Origin of the sequence: Streptomyces sp. 7N604 (assembly GCF_052245475.1) — a bacterium.
GTDB lineage: Bacteria > Actinomycetota > Actinomycetes > Streptomycetales > Streptomycetaceae > Streptomyces.
The window spans coordinates 221,972-238,932 of sequence record NZ_JBQQBX010000005.1; the positions used below are offsets into that span (position 1 = coordinate 221,972).

At 70.8% G+C, this 16,961-nt stretch carries 19 protein-coding genes and 1 pseudogene; 11 read left to right on the forward strand and 9 right to left on the reverse strand.

Going from position 1 to position 16,961, the window contains the following annotated elements:
- Positions 1-2: 2 nt before the first annotated feature.
- Positions 3-1,457 (forward strand): SulP family inorganic anion transporter, encoded by a 1,455-nt coding sequence (locus ACTWP8_RS07680; protein ID WP_443321382.1) that lies wholly within the window; start codon positions 3-5, stop codon positions 1,455-1,457.
- A 665-nt stretch (positions 1,458-2,122) separates the two neighbouring features.
- On the forward strand, positions 2,123-2,866 hold the full coding sequence (locus ACTWP8_RS07685) for a DUF5134 domain-containing protein (protein WP_443321383.1): 744 nt from the start codon (positions 2,123-2,125) through the stop codon (positions 2,864-2,866).
- Between the two features lie 288 nt (positions 2,867-3,154).
- Here ACTWP8_RS07685 and ACTWP8_RS07690 read toward each other — a convergent pair whose 3' ends face one another.
- The gene (locus ACTWP8_RS07690; protein WP_443321384.1) at positions 3,155-3,694 is read right to left on the reverse strand and encodes a DUF4396 domain-containing protein; all 540 of its coding nucleotides are present in this window, start codon (positions 3,692-3,694) and stop codon (positions 3,155-3,157) included.
- 305 nt (positions 3,695-3,999) lie between these two features.
- Between ACTWP8_RS07690 and ACTWP8_RS07695 the strand changes: the two genes are divergently transcribed.
- On the forward strand, positions 4,000-4,236 hold the full coding sequence (locus ACTWP8_RS07695; RefSeq protein WP_443321385.1) for a hypothetical protein: 237 nt from the start codon (positions 4,000-4,002) through the stop codon (positions 4,234-4,236).
- 93 nt (positions 4,237-4,329) lie between these two features.
- Here the strand turns inward: ACTWP8_RS07695 and ACTWP8_RS07700 are convergent, their stop codons facing one another.
- Positions 4,330-4,740 (reverse strand): metal-sensitive transcriptional regulator, encoded by a 411-nt coding sequence (locus ACTWP8_RS07700; RefSeq protein WP_443321386.1) that lies wholly within the window; start codon positions 4,738-4,740, stop codon positions 4,330-4,332.
- 188 nt (positions 4,741-4,928) lie between these two features.
- Here ACTWP8_RS07700 and ACTWP8_RS07705 point away from each other — a divergent pair, with 188 nt between their 5' ends.
- The 3 genes from ACTWP8_RS07705 (at position 4,929) to ACTWP8_RS07715 (ending at position 5,928) form a co-directional block, all read left to right on the forward strand.
- The gene (locus tag ACTWP8_RS07705) at positions 4,929-5,090 is read left to right on the forward strand and encodes a heavy-metal-associated domain-containing protein (RefSeq protein WP_443321387.1); all 162 of its coding nucleotides are present in this window, start codon (positions 4,929-4,931) and stop codon (positions 5,088-5,090) included.
- Between the two features lie 215 nt (positions 5,091-5,305).
- Positions 5,306-5,596: a hypothetical protein gene (locus ACTWP8_RS07710; RefSeq protein ID WP_443321388.1), complete on the forward strand. Its 291-nt coding sequence runs from the start codon at positions 5,306-5,308 to the stop codon at positions 5,594-5,596.
- Entirely contained in the window at positions 5,593-5,928 is a 336-nt protein-coding gene (locus ACTWP8_RS07715) for a DUF305 domain-containing protein (RefSeq protein WP_443321389.1), read from the forward strand. Before ACTWP8_RS07710 ends, ACTWP8_RS07715 begins: the two co-directional genes overlap by 4 nt.
- A gap of 136 nt (positions 5,929-6,064) precedes the next feature.
- On the opposite strand, the gene ACTWP8_RS07720 is transcribed toward ACTWP8_RS07715, so the two are convergent.
- Positions 6,065-6,313, reverse strand: a complete 249-nt coding sequence (locus ACTWP8_RS07720; protein WP_443321470.1) for a hypothetical protein — start codon at positions 6,311-6,313, stop codon at positions 6,065-6,067.
- A gap of 141 nt (positions 6,314-6,454) precedes the next feature.
- On the reverse strand, positions 6,455-7,030 hold the full coding sequence (locus tag ACTWP8_RS07725) for a TetR/AcrR family transcriptional regulator (protein WP_443321390.1): 576 nt from the start codon (positions 7,028-7,030) through the stop codon (positions 6,455-6,457).
- A 119-nt stretch (positions 7,031-7,149) separates the two neighbouring features.
- Here ACTWP8_RS07725 and ACTWP8_RS07730 point away from each other — a divergent pair, with 119 nt between their 5' ends.
- From ACTWP8_RS07730 to ACTWP8_RS07740, 3 genes and pseudogenes are all read left to right on the forward strand, one after another.
- The gene (locus tag ACTWP8_RS07730; protein WP_443321391.1) at positions 7,150-7,338 is read left to right on the forward strand and encodes a hypothetical protein; all 189 of its coding nucleotides are present in this window, start codon (positions 7,150-7,152) and stop codon (positions 7,336-7,338) included.
- 11 nt (positions 7,339-7,349) lie between these two features.
- Complete coding sequence (locus tag ACTWP8_RS07735) at positions 7,350-7,913, forward strand: hypothetical protein (protein ID WP_443321392.1); 564 nt, start codon at positions 7,350-7,352, stop codon at positions 7,911-7,913.
- Between the two features lie 36 nt (positions 7,914-7,949).
- Positions 7,950-8,030 (forward strand): annotated as a pseudogene (locus ACTWP8_RS07740) (tyrosine-type recombinase/integrase); the annotation flags it as partial.
- Positions 8,031-8,124: 94 nt separating this feature from the next.
- On the opposite strand, the gene ACTWP8_RS07745 reads toward ACTWP8_RS07740, so the two are convergent.
- A complete protein-coding gene (locus ACTWP8_RS07745) occupies positions 8,125-9,552 on the reverse strand; it encodes a peptidase C39 family protein (RefSeq protein WP_443321393.1) in 1,428 nt (475 codons plus the stop codon).
- Positions 9,553-9,736: 184 nt separating this feature from the next.
- On the opposite strand from ACTWP8_RS07745, the gene ACTWP8_RS07750 reads away from it, so the two are divergent.
- A complete protein-coding gene (locus ACTWP8_RS07750) occupies positions 9,737-10,357 on the forward strand; it encodes a uridine kinase family protein (protein ID WP_443321394.1) in 621 nt (206 codons plus the stop codon).
- Positions 10,358-10,850: 493 nt separating this feature from the next.
- A complete protein-coding gene (locus tag ACTWP8_RS07755; RefSeq protein ID WP_443316725.1) occupies positions 10,851-12,758 on the forward strand; it encodes an AAA family ATPase in 1,908 nt (635 codons plus the stop codon).
- Positions 12,759-12,953: 195 nt separating this feature from the next.
- On the opposite strand, the gene ACTWP8_RS07760 is transcribed toward ACTWP8_RS07755, so the two are convergent.
- The 4 genes from ACTWP8_RS07760 to hisG form a co-directional block, all read right to left on the reverse strand.
- Positions 12,954-14,057, reverse strand: a complete 1,104-nt coding sequence (locus tag ACTWP8_RS07760; RefSeq protein WP_443321395.1) for a hemolysin family protein — start codon at positions 14,055-14,057, stop codon at positions 12,954-12,956.
- The gene (locus tag ACTWP8_RS07765) at positions 14,054-15,379 is read right to left on the reverse strand and encodes a hemolysin family protein (protein ID WP_443321396.1); all 1,326 of its coding nucleotides are present in this window, start codon (positions 15,377-15,379) and stop codon (positions 14,054-14,056) included. The genes ACTWP8_RS07760 and ACTWP8_RS07765 overlap by 4 nt, the downstream gene beginning before the upstream one ends.
- 229 nt (positions 15,380-15,608) lie before the next feature.
- Positions 15,609-16,076: a PH domain-containing protein gene (locus ACTWP8_RS07770; protein WP_443321397.1), complete on the reverse strand. Its 468-nt coding sequence runs from the start codon at positions 16,074-16,076 to the stop codon at positions 15,609-15,611.
- Positions 16,076-16,924 carry an ATP phosphoribosyltransferase gene (hisG, locus tag ACTWP8_RS07775; RefSeq protein ID WP_443321398.1) on the reverse strand — a complete coding sequence of 283 codons (849 nt, stop codon included), beginning with the start codon at positions 16,922-16,924 and terminating at the stop codon, positions 16,076-16,078. Before hisG ends, ACTWP8_RS07770 begins: the two co-directional genes overlap by 1 nt.
- Positions 16,925-16,961 lie beyond the last annotated feature (37 nt).

Here is a 16,961-nt window from a genome sequence, read left to right on the forward strand (position 1 = left end):
CTATGACCAAGTTCCCTTACCTCAAGCAGGACTTCGCCGCCTCCCTCGTCGTCTTCCTGGTCGCGCTGCCGCTGTGCGTCGGCGTGGCCGTCGCCTCCGGCGTCCCGGCAGAGCTCGGCCTGGTCACCGGCATCGTGGGCGGCATCCTCACGGGGCTGATGCCCGGCAGCAGCCTCCAGGTGTCCGGGCCGGCCGCGGGTCTGACCGTGCTCGTCTTCGAGGCTGTCCGCGAGTTCGGGCTGCCCGCGCTCGGCGTGATCGTGCTGGCCGCCGGGCTGCTCCAACTCGTCACGGGCGCACTGAAGCTGGGCCGCTGGTTCAGGGCCATCTCGGTCTCGGTGGTCGAGGGCATGCTGGCCGGCATCGGGCTCGTGATCATCGCGGGCCAGCTGTACGCGGCGGCGGGCCTGAAAGCCCCGGCGTCCGGCATCGACAAGATCGCGGGGCTGCCGGAGGCGCTCGCCCGCGCCCTCGGCAGCACCGAGGCCCTGGCCTCGCTCGGGGTCGGCGCGGGCACCATCGCCGTGATGGTGCTGTGGAAGCGGATGCCGAAACGGGCCCGGGCCGTGCCGGGCGCGCTCGCGGCGGTGGCGCTGGCCACGCTCGCCTCGCTGGCGTTCAGTCTGCCGGTCGCCACCGTCGAGGTGCAGGGACTGCTCGGCGCGATCCAGCCGCCCGGTGCCGACGCCTTCGGCGAGCTGACCGACCCGGCCATCTTCGGGACGATCCTCGCGTTCGCACTGATCGCCTCCGCCGAGAGCCTGTTCAGCGCGGCGGCCGTGGACCGGCTGCACGACGGCCCGCGCACCGCTTACGACAAGGAGCTCATGGCTCAGGGCGCGGGCAATGCCGTGTGCGGGCTGCTCGGCGCACTGCCGATGACCGCCGTGATCGTGCGCAGCTCGGCCAACGTCCAGGCGGGCGCGAAGACCAAGGCCTCCCGCGTGCTGCACGGCGTGTGGCTGCTGCTGTTCGCGGCACTGCTGCCGTCCGCCCTGGCGCTGATCCCGCTGCCCGCCCTCGCCGGCATCCTCGTGCACGCGGGCTGGAAACTGATTCCGTTCCGGCCGATCGTGTCGCTGTGGCGGGAGCACCGCGGTGAGGCGCTGATCCTGGTGGTCACGGCCGTGGCGATCGTCGCAGTCAACATGTTCGAGGGCGTGCTGATCGGTCTGGCGCTGTCGGTCGCCAAGACCGCCTGGGAAGCCTCGCACGTCAAGTTGGAGATCATCGACAAGGGCGCCGGTCCCGTCCAGGCGTACCTGTCGGGCAACGCGACCTTCCTGCGGCTGCCGAAGATCCTCGACAGCCTGGAGGCGCTGCCCCAGGACCGGCCGGTAGAGCTGGACCTGTCCGGGCTGCACCACTTGGACCACGCCTGCCGCACGGCGCTGGAGAACTGGGCCGAGCGGCACAGCGCGGCCGACACCGAACCGGTGAGGGTCACGGCGCCGTAGGCGCCCGCCTCGTCCGGTCCGGGGCCAGGTCCTGTTGTCATATTCCCGTCGTCCGCCCGAAGGGCGGCCCGCGGCATCGTGGGTGTGCTCCCGCGCGAGCTGGCTCGCGGGGCAGGCGGGAATATGACACAGGGCCTGGCGGTCACCGACCCGGGTCAGGCGGCTCTGGCCGAAAGCGGGCAGCGCCGCAATGGGACCGACTGCCGCGGTCACGCCGACCACCTGCTCCTGGCACGCGTCTGATCGGTGCGGATCCGTCTGGTGCCATACGACATGTGCACGACGCCGACCAGGCTTCGCACGCCGTGGCCGCACCAGGCGACGGCACCGCGGACTCCTGTCCGCACTCACCGAGGACACCGTCAGCGAACTGGCCTGCGCTGGAGTTCGGGCACGCTGCTCGTCGTTCCCACCCTGAGCAGTTTCACCGCGCGCCGCGTACTAGGGCTCAGTAGGTGTCGGCACGACTCGCATCCTGCCGACGCCAAAGCCCGGCGCTACTGGCTGCATTGCGTCTCAGGCTGAGATGCGACATCCAGCGGCTTCGGGGATCGACGAGGCAGATGGACTGGGTGTGCCCGCGGTGCGAGCCGACCCGTGGTCGACGAGCCGACCGTGGTCGGCGCGGTACGCATCCCCGCCCAGTCGGAGCGAAGGGTGGCAGGATGTCGGGTCTGGTGCTGGGCTGGTCGCTGGCTGTGACAGCCACCGCGGTCGCTGTCGGGAGCCTGGTCCGGATGGCCCTGGTCGACGGTTCGGCGCGGCATGCGGCCGCGGCCGAGACGGTGATGGCCGGCGGCATGGCAGTCATGTCCGCACCACCCACAGCCGGCGCGTTCGGGGATCAGGCGGTGTGGTGGGCCGCAGTGTTCGCCGCCGTCGGCCTGGGCGCTCTGACGATGTCCGTGCGCGATGCGATCCGGCGCGGCTGGCGGCACTCCCATCACTGGGCTCACCATGTGGTGGGCGGCGTCGCAATGGTGCTGATGACACTCGCCATGCCTGGGGCCTCCTCGGGGCCCGTCCTCGCCTTGGGCGCCTCCCACGGAGGAGTTCATGGCATGCACGGCATGGAGTCGATGCACGGCACGGATTCGATGCACGGCACAGCGGGGATGGAAGGCATGCACGCCCACTCCATGGCGGGAGCCGCGGCATCCTCGGGTTCCCCCACCGTATGGCGCCTCGCTTTCGGCGCGCTGGCCCTGTACTTCCTGATAGCCGTGGCCTTGTCCGTGCGGGCCCGGCTGCTAGGCGCCCGGCAGCCGATGTCCGCGGTGACCAGTCCAGCCGCTCGTCACCGCCGCCCCCGCCGGAGCCGCGGACTCTCCGCGCCGAATGCGGCCCTCGCCGGCCAGGTGGGCATGGGCGGGTGCATGGCCACCATGCTGATCATGATGGCGGCATGACAGCACCGACCGACTTCCGAGACCGGGTTGGCTCCGCCGACGCGCGGATGAACTGGCGTCGCCGGCGTTCCCCGCGCCTTCGCCGAGTCGGGCGTTGGGCAACCGGGGCAGGATCGCCCACGCCTCTGCCGCCGCGACCCAGGCTGCTCACCCCTCCCGGGCCTGACCGTCGAGGCGTCGCGGAGGCGCGCGCCTCGGGCGGCGGTAGAGCGCTTCTCGCGCCCGCCGCAGACAGGCGTCGGCGCAGGCGGTACGCAAGGGGGCGCCCGGACGTGCGCCCGTTCGGCGTCAGTGGTAGGCGTGGACGACGGCGTGGCCCTTGCCGCGCTCGATCATCCACTTGTTCAGGGGCGTGGTGATCAGGAAGGCAACCGCGAACCCGCCCAGGAGTGCCGACCAGAACAGCCCGTCGGAGAGGTGGGCGTCCATCGCGCCCGGGGTGAGGGCGATGATGGCGTTGTCGACCAGCTCCATCACGGCGATCGAAACGGTGTCGGCGGCCAGCGCGACCTTGATCGCGGTCTTGACGTCCAGGCCGGCCCGGCGGACCGCGAACAGCGTGAACGAGTAGCCGAACAGGAACGCGAGCGCGATGGCCAGGACCATGGTCGGCACGTTGCCCCACAGCAGGGCGGTACCGATCACCATGCCAAGGATCTCGCCGATGGCGCACCCGGTCAGGCAGTGCAACGTCGCCTTCGCAGCCGTGCCCCAGGAGGCTCCCCCGTGCGCGTGCCCGCCGTGGTCGGCATGACCTTCATGACCTTCATGACCGTCGTGGGTGGCGTGGTCGTGCGCGGTGCCGGTGTGGTGAGCACTGTGGTCCATGACCTTCATCCCCCTGTCAAGGGTGGGCCTGTCTCCGAACTCACACGGAGAACACTATACCCTGGTGGGGTATTCCGCCAGAGAGGGTCGGCGCCTGCGGACGGGCGATGGAGGACGGTCCAGGTGCGCCGGCGTCGGTGGATTGGTAGACGGTGTCGGCTGTCGGCGGCCAGCAGCAGCTGCGTGGTCCCGGCGGTGAGCACGGTGGGATCACCGCCTCAGGCAGGCGGGGCCGTGCTCGGTCCATGTCGAGCGTCCCGGCTGCTTGGCCACGCGGCCGTCGGCATGAGTGCGACGCGCGGAAGGTGCGTCCGCCGTCGGTGCTGTGCTCGCTCGGCGGCGAGGCCGACTTCCACGCATCCGCCCCGGCGGGGCGGAAGCTGTACGCGTTCGATTCCCAGACGGGACAACTGCACGTCAGCCAGAACAAGGGCGCCACCTGGAAGCGTACGGGCACCTTCTCCGAAGTCCCCGGGGCGCCGGTCCTGACCTGGAGCGGCCACTTCACGACCATTCCGGGGACCGCGGAAGCCGGCCGCTGACGCCACCGCCGTGAAATCTCGATCCCGCGCTGGCAGGGTCCGCGGGAACCAGGGCGGATCACGGCGGCCTTCCCAACCCGGGCGGGGCTACTTTCAGGAGCGCACGAGCCGTGCGATCGCATCAGACGCTTCTTTCAGCTTCTGCTCCTTCTCCTCCCCGCCCTCGGCAACCGCGTCGCTCACGCAGGTGGCCATGTGCTCGTCCAGCATCTGCAGGGCAAACGACTGCAGCGCCCGGGTAACCGCCGACACCTGAGTGAGGACATCGATGCAGTACGTGTCCTCCTCCACCATCCGCTGCAAGCCCCGAACCTGGCCCTCGATACGGCGCAATCGCACGACGACATCGTCCTTGTGCTTCTTGTGACCCGACATGACTCTGTACGCCCTTCCCCTTGCGTGACCGTTCACGCTGCTCTTGGCCCACTTTGAACATACCCCCTGGCCGTATGAACCAGCTGTGGCTGCCGAGAGGGGTTCAGGGGCCGCTGAGCTCGCCTGCACGGGGCACACGTATGACCCAGGTATCGAAGTGAGGCAGTCGTCGATCTACGGGGTGGGCGTACTGCGAAGGGCTCCGAGCGCCCTCCACCGATGCTTGCCCGATGCAACACAACGATCATGGGAGAAGCCGTGCCGACACAGGAGATCTACACCGTGAAGGGCATGACCTGCGACCACTGCGTGAGCGCATGCAGTCCGAGGTCAGTGGCCTCGATGGCGTGAGGGAAGTCGAGGTGGATCTCGCCTCGGGCCGGGTGACTGTGACCAGCGAGGAGCGCCTTGACTACGACACGATGGCGGCCGCCGTGGACGAGGCGGGTTACGAGCTCGTCAGCCGGGACGAGCGATGAACACTGCGCTCAGGCTGGGACTTTGCGCGGCTGCACTCGCCGCAGCGTTCCTGGCGGCCTTCGGTGCGGGTCGGCTCGTGGGACCGATCGGCGAGGACGGCGGCACCCAGAGCCATGCTCTGAAAGCCGCGCCGCTACGAGCAGCGGTACCGGCACGCCCACACGGTTGAGGAACGTTCGTCATCGACGCCGATGACCCTGCACTCACCCGCACGATGGTGCACGCCCGCGCCGGCATGCTTCCCGGCCCTCGCGCAGCCCGCCGCTATCGCATTCTGCTCGCCGAGGCCGGATTCCATCACGTCGCCGTTGAGATGCACACCGGAGTGTTCACCGACGCGATGTGGCTCCCCATGCTGTCCGGCCTCGCCGAGGCTGCCTGCTCCGCGGGCGCCATCAACCGGGAAGAGGCCGACGCCTGGGTCGCCGAGCAGCAACAGCGGTCCCGGGCGGGACGGTTGTTCCTGGCCGTCCCGATCTTCGCTGCCAGCGCGGTCAAGCCGTGACCATCAAGACCATGCAAGGCTGGCTCAAGTCGTGGGGCAAGCCGGAGTCGCCCGGCTCGACCGGCATGGACCACGGTGACATGGACCACGGCGGCGACACGGCCGACATGATGTCCGACGATGACATGAAGAAGCTCGAGGCCGCGAAGGGCGGGGACTTCGACCGCGAGTTCGCCCGCATGATGGTCGCCCACCACAACGGCGCCATCGAGATGGCCAAGGCAGAGCAGAGGAACGGCCGTAACGCCGACGCCGAAAAGCTCGCCGCCGCCGTGATCAAGGGTCAGTCGGCCGAGGTTAAGCAGTTCAACAAGATCCTCGACCGGCTCTGATCAGCGCCGCCCCCGCAGTGGCATCGTGCCCGCGGGCCCGATGCCACTGCGGCGGCCGCGCTCCTGGTGATGCCCAGCTGGAAGCCGAGCGTACCGAGCGCGAGGGCGATCACGACGGCCCAGGTGCCGACCGGGATCAGGGTGTCCATGGTGCCGGCGCCGTGCCGGGCGCCGGCGTGGGCGGCTTTGTGGAAGGGCCAACCCACGTAGGTGACGACAGGTGCGCGACCTTGGCGAACAGCGCGTCGTCGGGCTCGTCGGTGGTGGTCACGGTGACGCGGGCCGCGTCCACGTCGACCTCGACGGAGAGCACGCTGTCCAGCGCGCCGATCTCCGTGGAACACGCTGTCCCCACGCCCTGCTTGGCGGGAGGCAGTGCGGCCACGATGGCATCGGCAGCCCGCGATTGGCCGCGAATGCGATGCCCGCCCTCATGAGCGCGGCACTGCCGAGCACCGGCCACGAGCCCGACCCGCAGATCAACGAAGTGTTGACGAGCCTCGGGCGCCGACGCCATCGGAACGAGTCAGCGCTCGGGTCGCAACCCGGCCAGAGTGACCGCGACGAGCCGCTGGACCGCGGCCTTGGACCGCAGACTGCCGGCTGCCGTAAGGGCGTGGAGGCAGTAGCTCGCGAGTTCTTCAGGCGCGACGTCGTCCCGGAGTTCACCGGTCTCTGCGACCTCGGCCAGCAAGTCCCTGATCAATTCGAGGAGTTGCTGCTGGGCTCGGACGACGTTCTCGCCTCGATGCAGGAGCGCCGAGAGTTCTGCGCCGTGGTGCTCACGGTGGTAGGAGATCAGCGCGTAGGCCTCGAGCACGCCTTGGAGCCGCTCGGCGGCGGCGCCGGGTTGGTCCCGGATCTGGGCGAGTTGCTCGAGGTGGCCGGTGACGTGGCGTTGGTGCCAGGCGTCCAGGATCGATTCGACGTCCGGGAAGTACTTGTACAACGTCGCTCGTCCGATACCGGCCTTCTCGGCGATCTGCGACATCGTCACCGATGTGAGCCCGTGCTCGGTCACCAGGGCCCAAGTCGTCTCCATGATCGCGTCGCGCACGGCGTTACGGTGCGCCTCGATCGTCTCGTTCCACAGTTTCGGCACCACACCACTATACGTGGCGACGGGGGCACGACAGTGTGACTTGACAGAGACAGAGTGTCTCGCAAACACTGGCCTTCAAGAGAGCTCGGCAACCGCGCGCGGCAGAGGAGATCACTCACATGGATGTCCCACCTCCCCACCCGGAGCCCAAGGGCGCGACCGACGACGGCACCGGCGTGGGGCCGAACCGCGTATCGACCACCGGCGCACCGCGCTGGGTGAAGGCGTTCGGGGCCGCCTTCATCGCAGCCCTGATCGTGGCGTTCGTTCTCATGCACACCATCGGCGGCGACATGGGCGGCCACTGACCGCGATGACCATGACACCCCCTCTCCGCAAGGTCGCGCTCACGGCGCATGTCACCTCCTCGGTCGGCTGGCTCGGCGCGGTCGCCGCTTTCCTCGCCCTCGCCATCGCCGGCCTGGCCGGCCAGGATCCTCAGAAGGTCCGTGGCGCATATGTCGCGATGGAGGTGACCGGCTGGTTCGTTCTCGTCCCGCTGAGCTTCGCCTCCCTGCTCACCGGGCTCATCCAGGCGCTGGGCACCACGTGGGGCTTGTTCCGGCACTACTGGATCCTGTTCAAACTGCTGATCAACGTCGTCGCGACCGTCCTCCTGCTGGTGCACATGCAGGTGGTCAGCCACGTAGCAGGCGCCGCCGCCGGGAATGCCCTGTCCAGCGCCGATCTGACTGGGATGAGGATCCAACTCGTGGCTGACGCCGGCGCCGCCCTCCTGGTGCTGGTCGTTGCCGCGACCCTGTCGGTGTTCAAGCCGCGGGGCATGACTCGGTACGGCCGGCGTCAGCAACACGTGCGGCGCGACGGGCAGCGAAAGCAGCCTGCGCTGTCGGCCCGACAACCCAGTGATGCGGGTGGATGAACGGAGCCTTCCAGGCTTTGACGCACCCCGCACGATCTGCGCCACACATGGGCCACCGTGACCTTGAGTAACGGCGTTCCCATCCACGAGGTGTCCCGCTGGATGGGGCACAGCTCCATCAAGATCACGGTGGACCGCTGCGGTCACCTCACCCTCGACGGCAGTGAGCGTTGCCGCCCGTTCGTCGACGCGACCTTCGGGGCGCAGATGCTCAGCGAATCCCCAGCTCCCGCAGCACCCTTGCCTGCCCCGGCGTCGGCTTCGCCGGCCAGTACAGGTACGCGACACCGCCCGTGCCGCTCCTCACCTTCCCGTTCGCGTCGTAGCGCTTGGTCCGCAGCCAGATGTTCTCGAACTGCCGTCGCTTGTAGACACGGCGGACCGCGTCGTTGTTGGCGCTCGCCGGGTCGTTGGCGATGACGTCGCCGTCCGCCGTAAAGCCGATGACGCACATCAGGTGACCCGCCGTGCCGTAGCCCGCGCCGTCGAGTTCGGACTCCAGGAAGGACTGGGACGTTATCACCGGGATTCCGGCGGCGATCAGCTTCTCGGCGTCGTCCAGCGACCCCAGCCGCGTGATGATGCCCTGGAGGTCCTTGTACGTCGCGGCGTACGCGGAGTTGAAGGGCCAGTTGCCGCAGCCCTCGTACTGGTAGTCGTACGTGAAGCGGGCCGCGTGGCAGACCTGTGGGTCGGCGAAGTCCGGGTTGACCCAGGCCAGATCCTCCTTCGTGGGCTTGCGGCCCCAGTACTCGATGACCATCTGCGAGGAGGTGGGGCTGCACCAGGCCTCGCCGCCGTTGTCGTACTCCGGGTACTGGCCGACGTGGGTGTTCTGCGAGTAGCGCGGGACCTTCAGCTCGCGCCCAGCGCCCTCACCCGGCTTCGAGGCGGGCACCTCGAAGCGGTCCGGGATGTCGGAGGCCATGGCGCCGAGCCGCCACACCGTGGGCGTCAGGTCGCTGCCGGGCTTGCGGTAGAGCGTGAGCCGCAGCCGGTACGAGGCGAGGCGCAGGCCGCTCGCGGTGTCGTCGATGGAGAACGTGTCGGTCCACATGGTGCTCTTGCCGTCGGTCTGGTCGTCGACCGAGGTGCGCTTGATGTCCGCGTCGCCAGCGGCCCAGCGGCCGAGCACATACGCCGGCGTGTCCTTGCCGTCCGTGTACGTGCCGAGGAGTTCGACCTGGAGCCAGGTGCCGGCCGGGGTGCGGGCGTTCCAGGAGGCGACGAGCTCGCTCGCAGGCGTGCCGAGCTTGCGGACCGGGGCGGTCCAGGTCGCGTACTCCCAGGTTTTGGTCTTGCCGGTGTGGGGGTCGGCGTAGTCGGTACGGCCGGCCGGGGTCCCGATGACGAGGCCGGCCCGGGAGCCCGCCTCGGCGCGGGTGCCGCGGGCGGTGCCGCAGCGCCAGTCGGTGTACGTGGTCCAGCCGTGGTAGTCCACGCGGGCGCCCCCCTTTCCCGATCCGGTGCTTCCGGCACTTCCGGAGCCTCCGGAACCGGAAGCGGTGCCGGAGTCCGAAGCGGTGCCGGAGCCGGTGGCGGCAGGCGGGCCGGCGTGCGCGGACGACGCGGACGCGGTGCCCGCCGCGGCCGCCAGCGCGGCGGCCAGCACGGTGCGCCGTGGGGTGGGTCTGGTCATGACGGAAGGTCCCCCATCGTCATCAAGTGGGACAGTTGCACGACAGATGCTCAACTATCTCCGGTCCGGATGCGCTTCGGCCAGAGATAGTCCGCGCGTCGCCGAACCAATATTGGTGGAGACCACTGACGTGACCAGGGACGCGCCCCGCGGCGTCCGCCGAAGGGACCGTAGGGTGAGCCGTGTGGACCCTGCGACGCCGACACCTCTCTCCGCCCCTCCCCCGGCCTCGCTCGACGCGCTCGCCCGCCGGCTGCGCGCCCTGCCGCCGTCGTGCGGACCGGTGCGGCTGGTCGCCGTCGACGGCCACGCGGGCTCCGGCAAGAGCACCTTCGCCGGGCGCCTGTCCGCCGCGCTCGGCGGCGCGCCGGTGGTGCACCTGGACGATCTGGCGACGCACGACGAGATGTTCGCGTGGACCGACCGGTTCCACGAGCAGGTCCTGACCCCGCTCTCCCTCGGCCGTACCGCCCGCTACCGCACGTACGACTGGGTGCGGCGCCGCTTCGCCCGCCAGGAGGAACTCCGGCCCGCCCCGGTCGTCCTCGTCGAGGGTGTCGGTGCCGGACGCCGCGCCCTGCGTCCGCACCTGGCCTGCCTGCTGTGGCTGGAGGTGCCGGAGCACACGTCGTGGGAACGCGGCCGCCGGCGCGACGGAGCGGACCTCACCGGATTCTGGGACGGCTGGACCGAAGCGGAACGGCTGCATTTCGCCGCCGACCCTTCGCGACCGTACGCCAATCTCCTGGTACAGCAGAGAAATGAGGGTTACGTGATGCTCACGGGCCCTGTTGCGACCGCGTGAGGGCCCCAATTCCTCACCCTGGGTGAGCATGGCCCGCAAAGCCCGCCGAGCCGCCTGTCCGGCGCGCCGGGCACCTCACTCAACTCGGCTTGACCTGGGGGCCGTACAGGTCTTACGTTCTCAATGTGCGGTCTTCGAAGGCCGCCCCATAGATGCGAAGCCCCCGGTTGTTCCCCCGTGATCGGGGGCTTCGTACTGCCGGGACCCGGCCGGGATCCGCACAGGAAGCCCATTTCGGGCGCTTGGCACGGAGGCTCACTCACCCTCGGTCACCGCCCCTTTCCGCGCCTTCGTTCCCCCGCTCGTGGCTGACCGGATAGCGTCTCCTTCAACGATCGTCAGCGCGCCGCACCTCGGCGACCGGCGATGTCGCAGGTACGATGCGTTGCGGGAGGCGCGGCGCGGCAACTCCCGTCCAGAATGCGGCGGTTCCGGATGGCCGCCGCCCGGCAGACGCCCGGCGTCACGGGGGCACGGGTGGGTGGGGGACGTGATGGACATCGGCTCTCAGGGCTCGGAAGCCCCTGCCGATCTCGCCTGGCTGCGCGCCGTCGACGCCTACACCATGGGCGCGTACGCGCAGGCCGAGGAGGAGTTCAGGACCGCGGTCCGGCTCGACCCGGGCATGGCCGACGGATGGCTCGGCCTGCACGCGCTGCGCGTGGACACCACGACCGCGCTGCTGCGGATGTACCGCCACCGGGACCGCTTCGGCGAGCAGCGCGCCCGCCACCGCCGCGCGCTCAACTCCTGGTACTGGCTGGGCTGGTGGGTCCAGCCCGTCCTGGAGAGCTCGCGCGATCTGCTGCTCGCGCACGCCTCGCACTGGCTCGACGGCCGGCACGTGCCCGAGCTGGACCGGGCGCTGGCCGGCTGCCCGCCCGTGGACACCGACCCGCAGGTCCGCTTCCTGCACTCCTGCCGCGCCTATCTCGTCAAGGACTGGGAGCAGCTCGTACGGCACACCGAGCCGCTGCTCAACGACCCGCTGCTGGGCATCGAGGCGGGCCTGTTCGGCGGGATGGCCAGGGTGCGCCTGGAGATGTACGGGCAGGCGGAACCGCTGCTCTCGGCCGCCCTGATGCGCTGCCGCAGCGAGCAGCCGCAGCGCAAGGAGCTGCGCTACTGGCTCGCCCGCGCCCACGAGGGCACCGGCCGGAGCGCCGCCGCGCTGCCGCTCTACCGCGCCGTGCACCGGGTCGACCCGGCCTTCATGGACACCGCGGCCCGGCTCGCGGCGATCTCCGAGGGGGACGGCCTGGACGAGCCGGGCGGCCTGGCCGCCGTGTCCATCGCCGGGATCGGGCAGGACATGCTGGACGCGACGGCAGATCCCGACCTGCTCTCGCCCGACGGTGCGGGCGACGGCCGGGAGCTTCCCGCCATTCCCGGGGACCCGGACGAACTGCTGCCCGGTACGGCCCCGGTGGACGCCGACAGCGCCGTACGCGAGAAGGCCGTCATCCCGGTCCAGCCCTCGCAGCCCCCGCTGCCCGCGGGCCCCTCCGACCCCGTGCTGCTGCAGCAGGCGCTGGCGGAGCTGGAGCGGATGGTCGGGCTCGAGCCGGTGAAGCGCCAGGTGAAGGCGCTGTCGGCGCAGCTGCGGATGGCGCGGCTGCGCGCCTCGCAGGGCCTGCCGGTGCAGCCGCCGAAGCGGCACTTCGTCTTCTCGGGCCCCTCGGGCACGGGCAAGACCACGGTGGCCCGGATCCTGGGCCGGGTGTTCTACGCGCTCGGGCTGCTCGGCGGGGACCACCTGGTCGAGGCGCAGCGCGCGGACCTGGTCGGCGAGTTCCTCGGCCAGACCGCGGTGAAGGCCAACGAACTGATCGACTCGGCGCTCGGCGGGGTGCTGTTCGTGGATGAGGCGTACAGCCTCTCCAACACCGGTTACAGCAAGGGCGACGCGTACGGCGACGAGGCGCTGCAGGTGCTGCTGAAGCGGGCCGAGGACAACCGTGACCGGCTGGTGGTCATCCTCGCCGGCTACCCCGAGGGCATGGACCGGCTGCTCGCCACCAATCCGGGACTGAGCTCCCGCTTCACCACCCGGGTCGACTTCCCCAGCTACCGCCCGCTGGAGCTGACGAAGATCGGGGAGGTGCTGGCGGCGGAGAACGGCGACTGCTGGGACGAGGAGGCGGTCGACGAGCTGCGCAGCATCAGCGGGCACGTAGTGGACCAGGGGTGGATCGACGAGCTGGGCAACGGGCGCTTTCTGCGGACGCTGTACGAGAAGAGCTGTGCGTACCGGGATCTGCGGCTGTCCGGGTACGCGGGGACGCCGAACCGGGAGGACCTCGCGACGCTGCGGCTGCCGGATCTGATGCAGGCGTACGGGGAGGTCCTCTCGGGCCGCGGCCCCAAGGACCCCGGCCCCCACCAGGACCCCCCGCTTTAGCACGCGTTGTGGGCATGCGTTCCGCGGGGCGGAACGGGGGGCACAACGGGGCCACCGGCGTGCAGCCGCGTACGAGACGGCAACCCCCGGCGGCGAGTGGCGCACCGTTGCCGGGTGCGGGTCGCTGTGCCCACCCTTTCCGCCCCAGCGGAACGACTGCCCACAGCTTGGGAACGAATGCCCACAACAGGGCGACTAGTTCACCGGCATCGGGACCGACTCCGGCGGCTGCGCCGGGGCACTGGGCATGGGCTGCCGCGGTCGGACAGGTCCGGCGCGATGCGCCGGGTCGCGGACCTCGCCGACGAGCATCTCCAGCACGTCCTCGAGGGCGACGAGCCCCAGCACCCGGCCCGACGCGTCCGCCACCTGCGCAAGGTGACTGGCCGCCCGCCGCATCACGGTGAGCGCGTCGTCCAGCGGGAGTTCCGCCCGCAGCGTCGTCATCGGCCGCCACACCCGCTGCGGCACCGCCCGGTCCGCCTCCTCCAGGTCCAGGACGTCCTTCACGTGCAGATAGCCCATGAACGCGCCCGAGGCGACCACCGGGAAGCGGGAGTAGCCGGTCCGCACGGTCAGTTCCTCGACCTGCCGCGGGGTCACCGTCGCATCGACGGTGACGAGACCGGCGCGGTCGAGCAGGACCTCGGTGACCGGGCGGCTGCCCAGCTCGAGGGCGTCGGCGAGCCGCTCCTGCTCACCGGGGTCGAGCAGGCCCGCCTGCCGGGAGTCCTCCAGCAGGTGGGTCAGCTGCTCGCTGGTGAACACCGCCTCCACCTCGTCCTTCGGCTCCACCCGGAAGACCCGGAGGACCAACCGGGCGCAGGCGCCGAAGAACGCGGTGACCGGCCGGCAGAGCCGGGCGAAGCCGACCAGGGTCGGGCCGAGCCACAGCGCGGTCCTCTCCGGCGCGGCCATGGCGAGGTTCTTCGGCACCATCTCGCCGACGACGAGGTGCAGGAAGACCACCACGGCGAGCGCGATGGCGTACCCGAGCGGGTGGATCAGCCCGCCGGGCACGTGCGCGGCGTGGAACACCGGCTCCAGGAGGTGCGCGACGGTCGGTTCGGCGACCGCGCCGAGGGTCAGTGAGCAGACGGTGATGCCGAACTGGGCGGCCGCCATCATCTGCGGCAGATTCTCCAGGCCCTGGAGGACGGTCCGGGCGCGGGAGGAGCCTTCGGCCGCGAGCGGCTCGATCTGGCTGCGGCGCACGGACACCAGCGCGAACTCGGCGCCCACGAAGAGGCCGTTGCCCAGCACCAGGAGGAGGGCGAAGAGGAGTTGGAACGCGCTCATCGGACGGCCGCCATCGCGCTGTCCGCCAGGACGATACGGACCCGCTCGGCGCGGTGGTGCTCGACCATCCGGACCCGCAGCCGCCAGCCCGGCAGTTCCGCGGTGTCGCCGGGCGCCGGGATGCGCCCCAGCAGATCGGCGACCAGACCGGCCACCGTCTCGTACGGACCCTCGGGCGCCTCGAGCCCGATCCGGCGGAGGGCGTCGACCCGGCAGCTGCCGTCGGCGTCCCAGGCCGGGCGGCCGTCCTCCGGGTGGGCCGCGGCGAGCTGCGGCACATCGTCGCCGTCGTGCTCGTCGCGCACCTCGCCGACGAGCTCCTCGACGATGTCCTCCAGGGTGACGACCCCGGCCGTTCCGCCGTACTCGTCGACGACCACGGCTATCGGCTGTTCGCTGCGCAGCTGCTCGAGCAGCGGCTGAACGGGCAGGGTCTCCGGAACCAGCAGCGGGGGTACGGCGACCCGGCCGACGGGCGTGCGGAGCCGCTCGTGTGCGGGGACCGCGAGCGCGTCCTTGAGGTGGACCATGCCGACGACCTCGTCGAGCCGCTCCCGGTAGACGGGGAAGCGGGACAGGCCTGTGGCGCGGGTCAGGTTGAGGACGTCCTCGGCGGTCGCGGTGGACTGCAGGGCGCTGACCCGCACCCGCGGGGTCATCACGTGCTGCGCGGTCAGCTCGCCGAGTGACAGGGTGCGTACGAACAGGTCGGCGGTGTCCGGCTCGAGGGCGCCCGCGCGGGCGGAGTGCCGCGCCAGGGAGACGAGCTCGTCGGGGGTGCGGGCGGAGGCCAGTTCCTCGGTGGGCTCGACGCCGAGGGCCCGTACGAGCCGGTTCGCGACGGCGTTGAGCAGCGCGATGACCGGGCGGAAGAAGCGGGAGAACGCGTGCTGCGGTCCCGCGACGAAGCGGGCGACCTGGAACGGCCGGGAGACCGCCCAGTTCTTGGGCACGAGCTCGCCGATCACCATCTGGACGGCGGACGCGGTGAGCATGCCGACGACCACGGCGACGCCGGGGACGGCGCCCTCCGGGAGTCCGGTGGCGGCGAAGGGCCCGGCCAGCAGGTGGGCGAGGGCGGGCTCGGCCAGCATGCCGACCACCAGCGAGGTGATGGTGATGCCGAGCTGGGTGCCGGAGAGCTGGAAGGAGAGCTCGCGCAGGGACTTCACCACGGTGCGGGCGCGGCGGTCGCCCTCGGCGGCGGCGCGCTCGGCCTCGGGGCGCTCGACGGTCACCAGGCCGAACTCGGCCGCGACGAAGAAGCCGTTGGCGAGGATCAGCAGCAGGGCCGCGCCGAGCAAAAGTAGCGGGATGGTCATGATGCCGCCGCCTCGTGGGAGGGGGCGGCGCAGGTACTACAGGACGATCCGTCCATGTGCGGAGGGTGTCACTCCTCGATGAGCAGGGTGGCCCCGCGAGCCGCGCTGCGCGCGGCTCCGCGGTACGGGGCGACGGCGCCTTCGGCGCCGCCGCGACAAGAGTAATCACTGGAGATTTCTCTGCGAAGACACCCGGCCGACGCCGGGCTCCCGCAGCGGGCGATCCGTCTCACATGGCGGGTGTCCCCGTACCGTACGTCTCGGCGAGGGCACGGAGCGTACGGGCGTCGCTGACGGCCTGTGCCCTGGCGATGCCCGGCTGGATGCCCATGGCGGGGAGGCTGGTGCCGTCGGCCAGGTCGAGGAGGACCCAGGGGTCGCCGGGGCGGAGGTTCACGCGGAGCACCGCGGCCCACTCCAGGCGGCGCTTGGTGGTCAGGTTGACCACCGTGACGCCGCCCGCGTCGGCCACCACCTTGGGGCGGCTGAGCAGCAGCAGGACCAGGAAGAACAGCAGCCCGGTGAGGACGAAGCTGGCCCGCTCCCCGCCGCTGAGCGACGGCAGCAGCACGGCGATGACCGTGAGCACGGCGAACAGCGCCGCGCCCGTGGTCAGCAGGACGACCCGGGTGCGGGTCGGCCGGAAGGTGACGGGCAGGGCGGGGGGACCGGCGGGCGGGGACGAGGGCTCGGACATCAGAGGCGGCAGGCGTGGATGCCGGTGGTGAGGATCGCGCGGGCGCCGAGGTCGTAGAGCTCGTCCATGATCCGCTGGGCGTCCTTGGAAGGGACCATCGAGCGGACGGCAACCCACCCCTCGTGGTGCAGCGGGGAGACGGTCGGTGACTCCAGGCCCGGGGTGAGCGCCACGGCCCGCTCCACATGCTCGACGCGGATGTCGTAGTCCATCATCACGTACCGCCGGGCGACCAGGACGCCCTGCATGCGGCGGAGGAACTGCTGGATCTTGGGGTCGTCCACGTCAGTGCCGTTGCCCCGGATGACGACGGCCTCGGACTCCAGGATCGGCTCGCCGATGATCTCCAGGCCCGCGTTGCGCAGGGTGGTGCCGGTCTCGACGACATCGGCGATGATCTCGGCGACGCCGAGCTTGATCGCGGTCTCCACCGCGCCGTCCAGGCGGACGACGGAGGCCTCCACGCCGTTGTCGGCGAGGTGCTGGGTGACCAGGCCGGGGAAGGAGGTGGCGACGGTCATGCCGCCGAACTCCTTGACGTCCGTGGCGGTGCCGGGGCGGGTCGCGTACCGGAAGGTGGAGCCCGCGAAGCCCAGTTGCAGGATCTCCTCGGCGTCGGCGCCGGAGTCGAGCAGCAGGTCGCGTCCCGTGATGCCGATGTCGAGCCGGCCGGAGCCGACGTAGACGGCGATGTCCCGGGGGCGGAGGAAGAAGAACTCCACCTCGTTCTCCGCGTCGACGAGGACGAGTTCGCGGCGGTCCTTGCGCTGCTTGTATCCGGCCTCATGCAGCATCGCCGACGCAGGCTCGGACAGTGAACCCTTGTTGGGGACGGCGATGCGCAGCATGGGGTGACATTCCTTCGGATCAGTACGGGTGACGGGG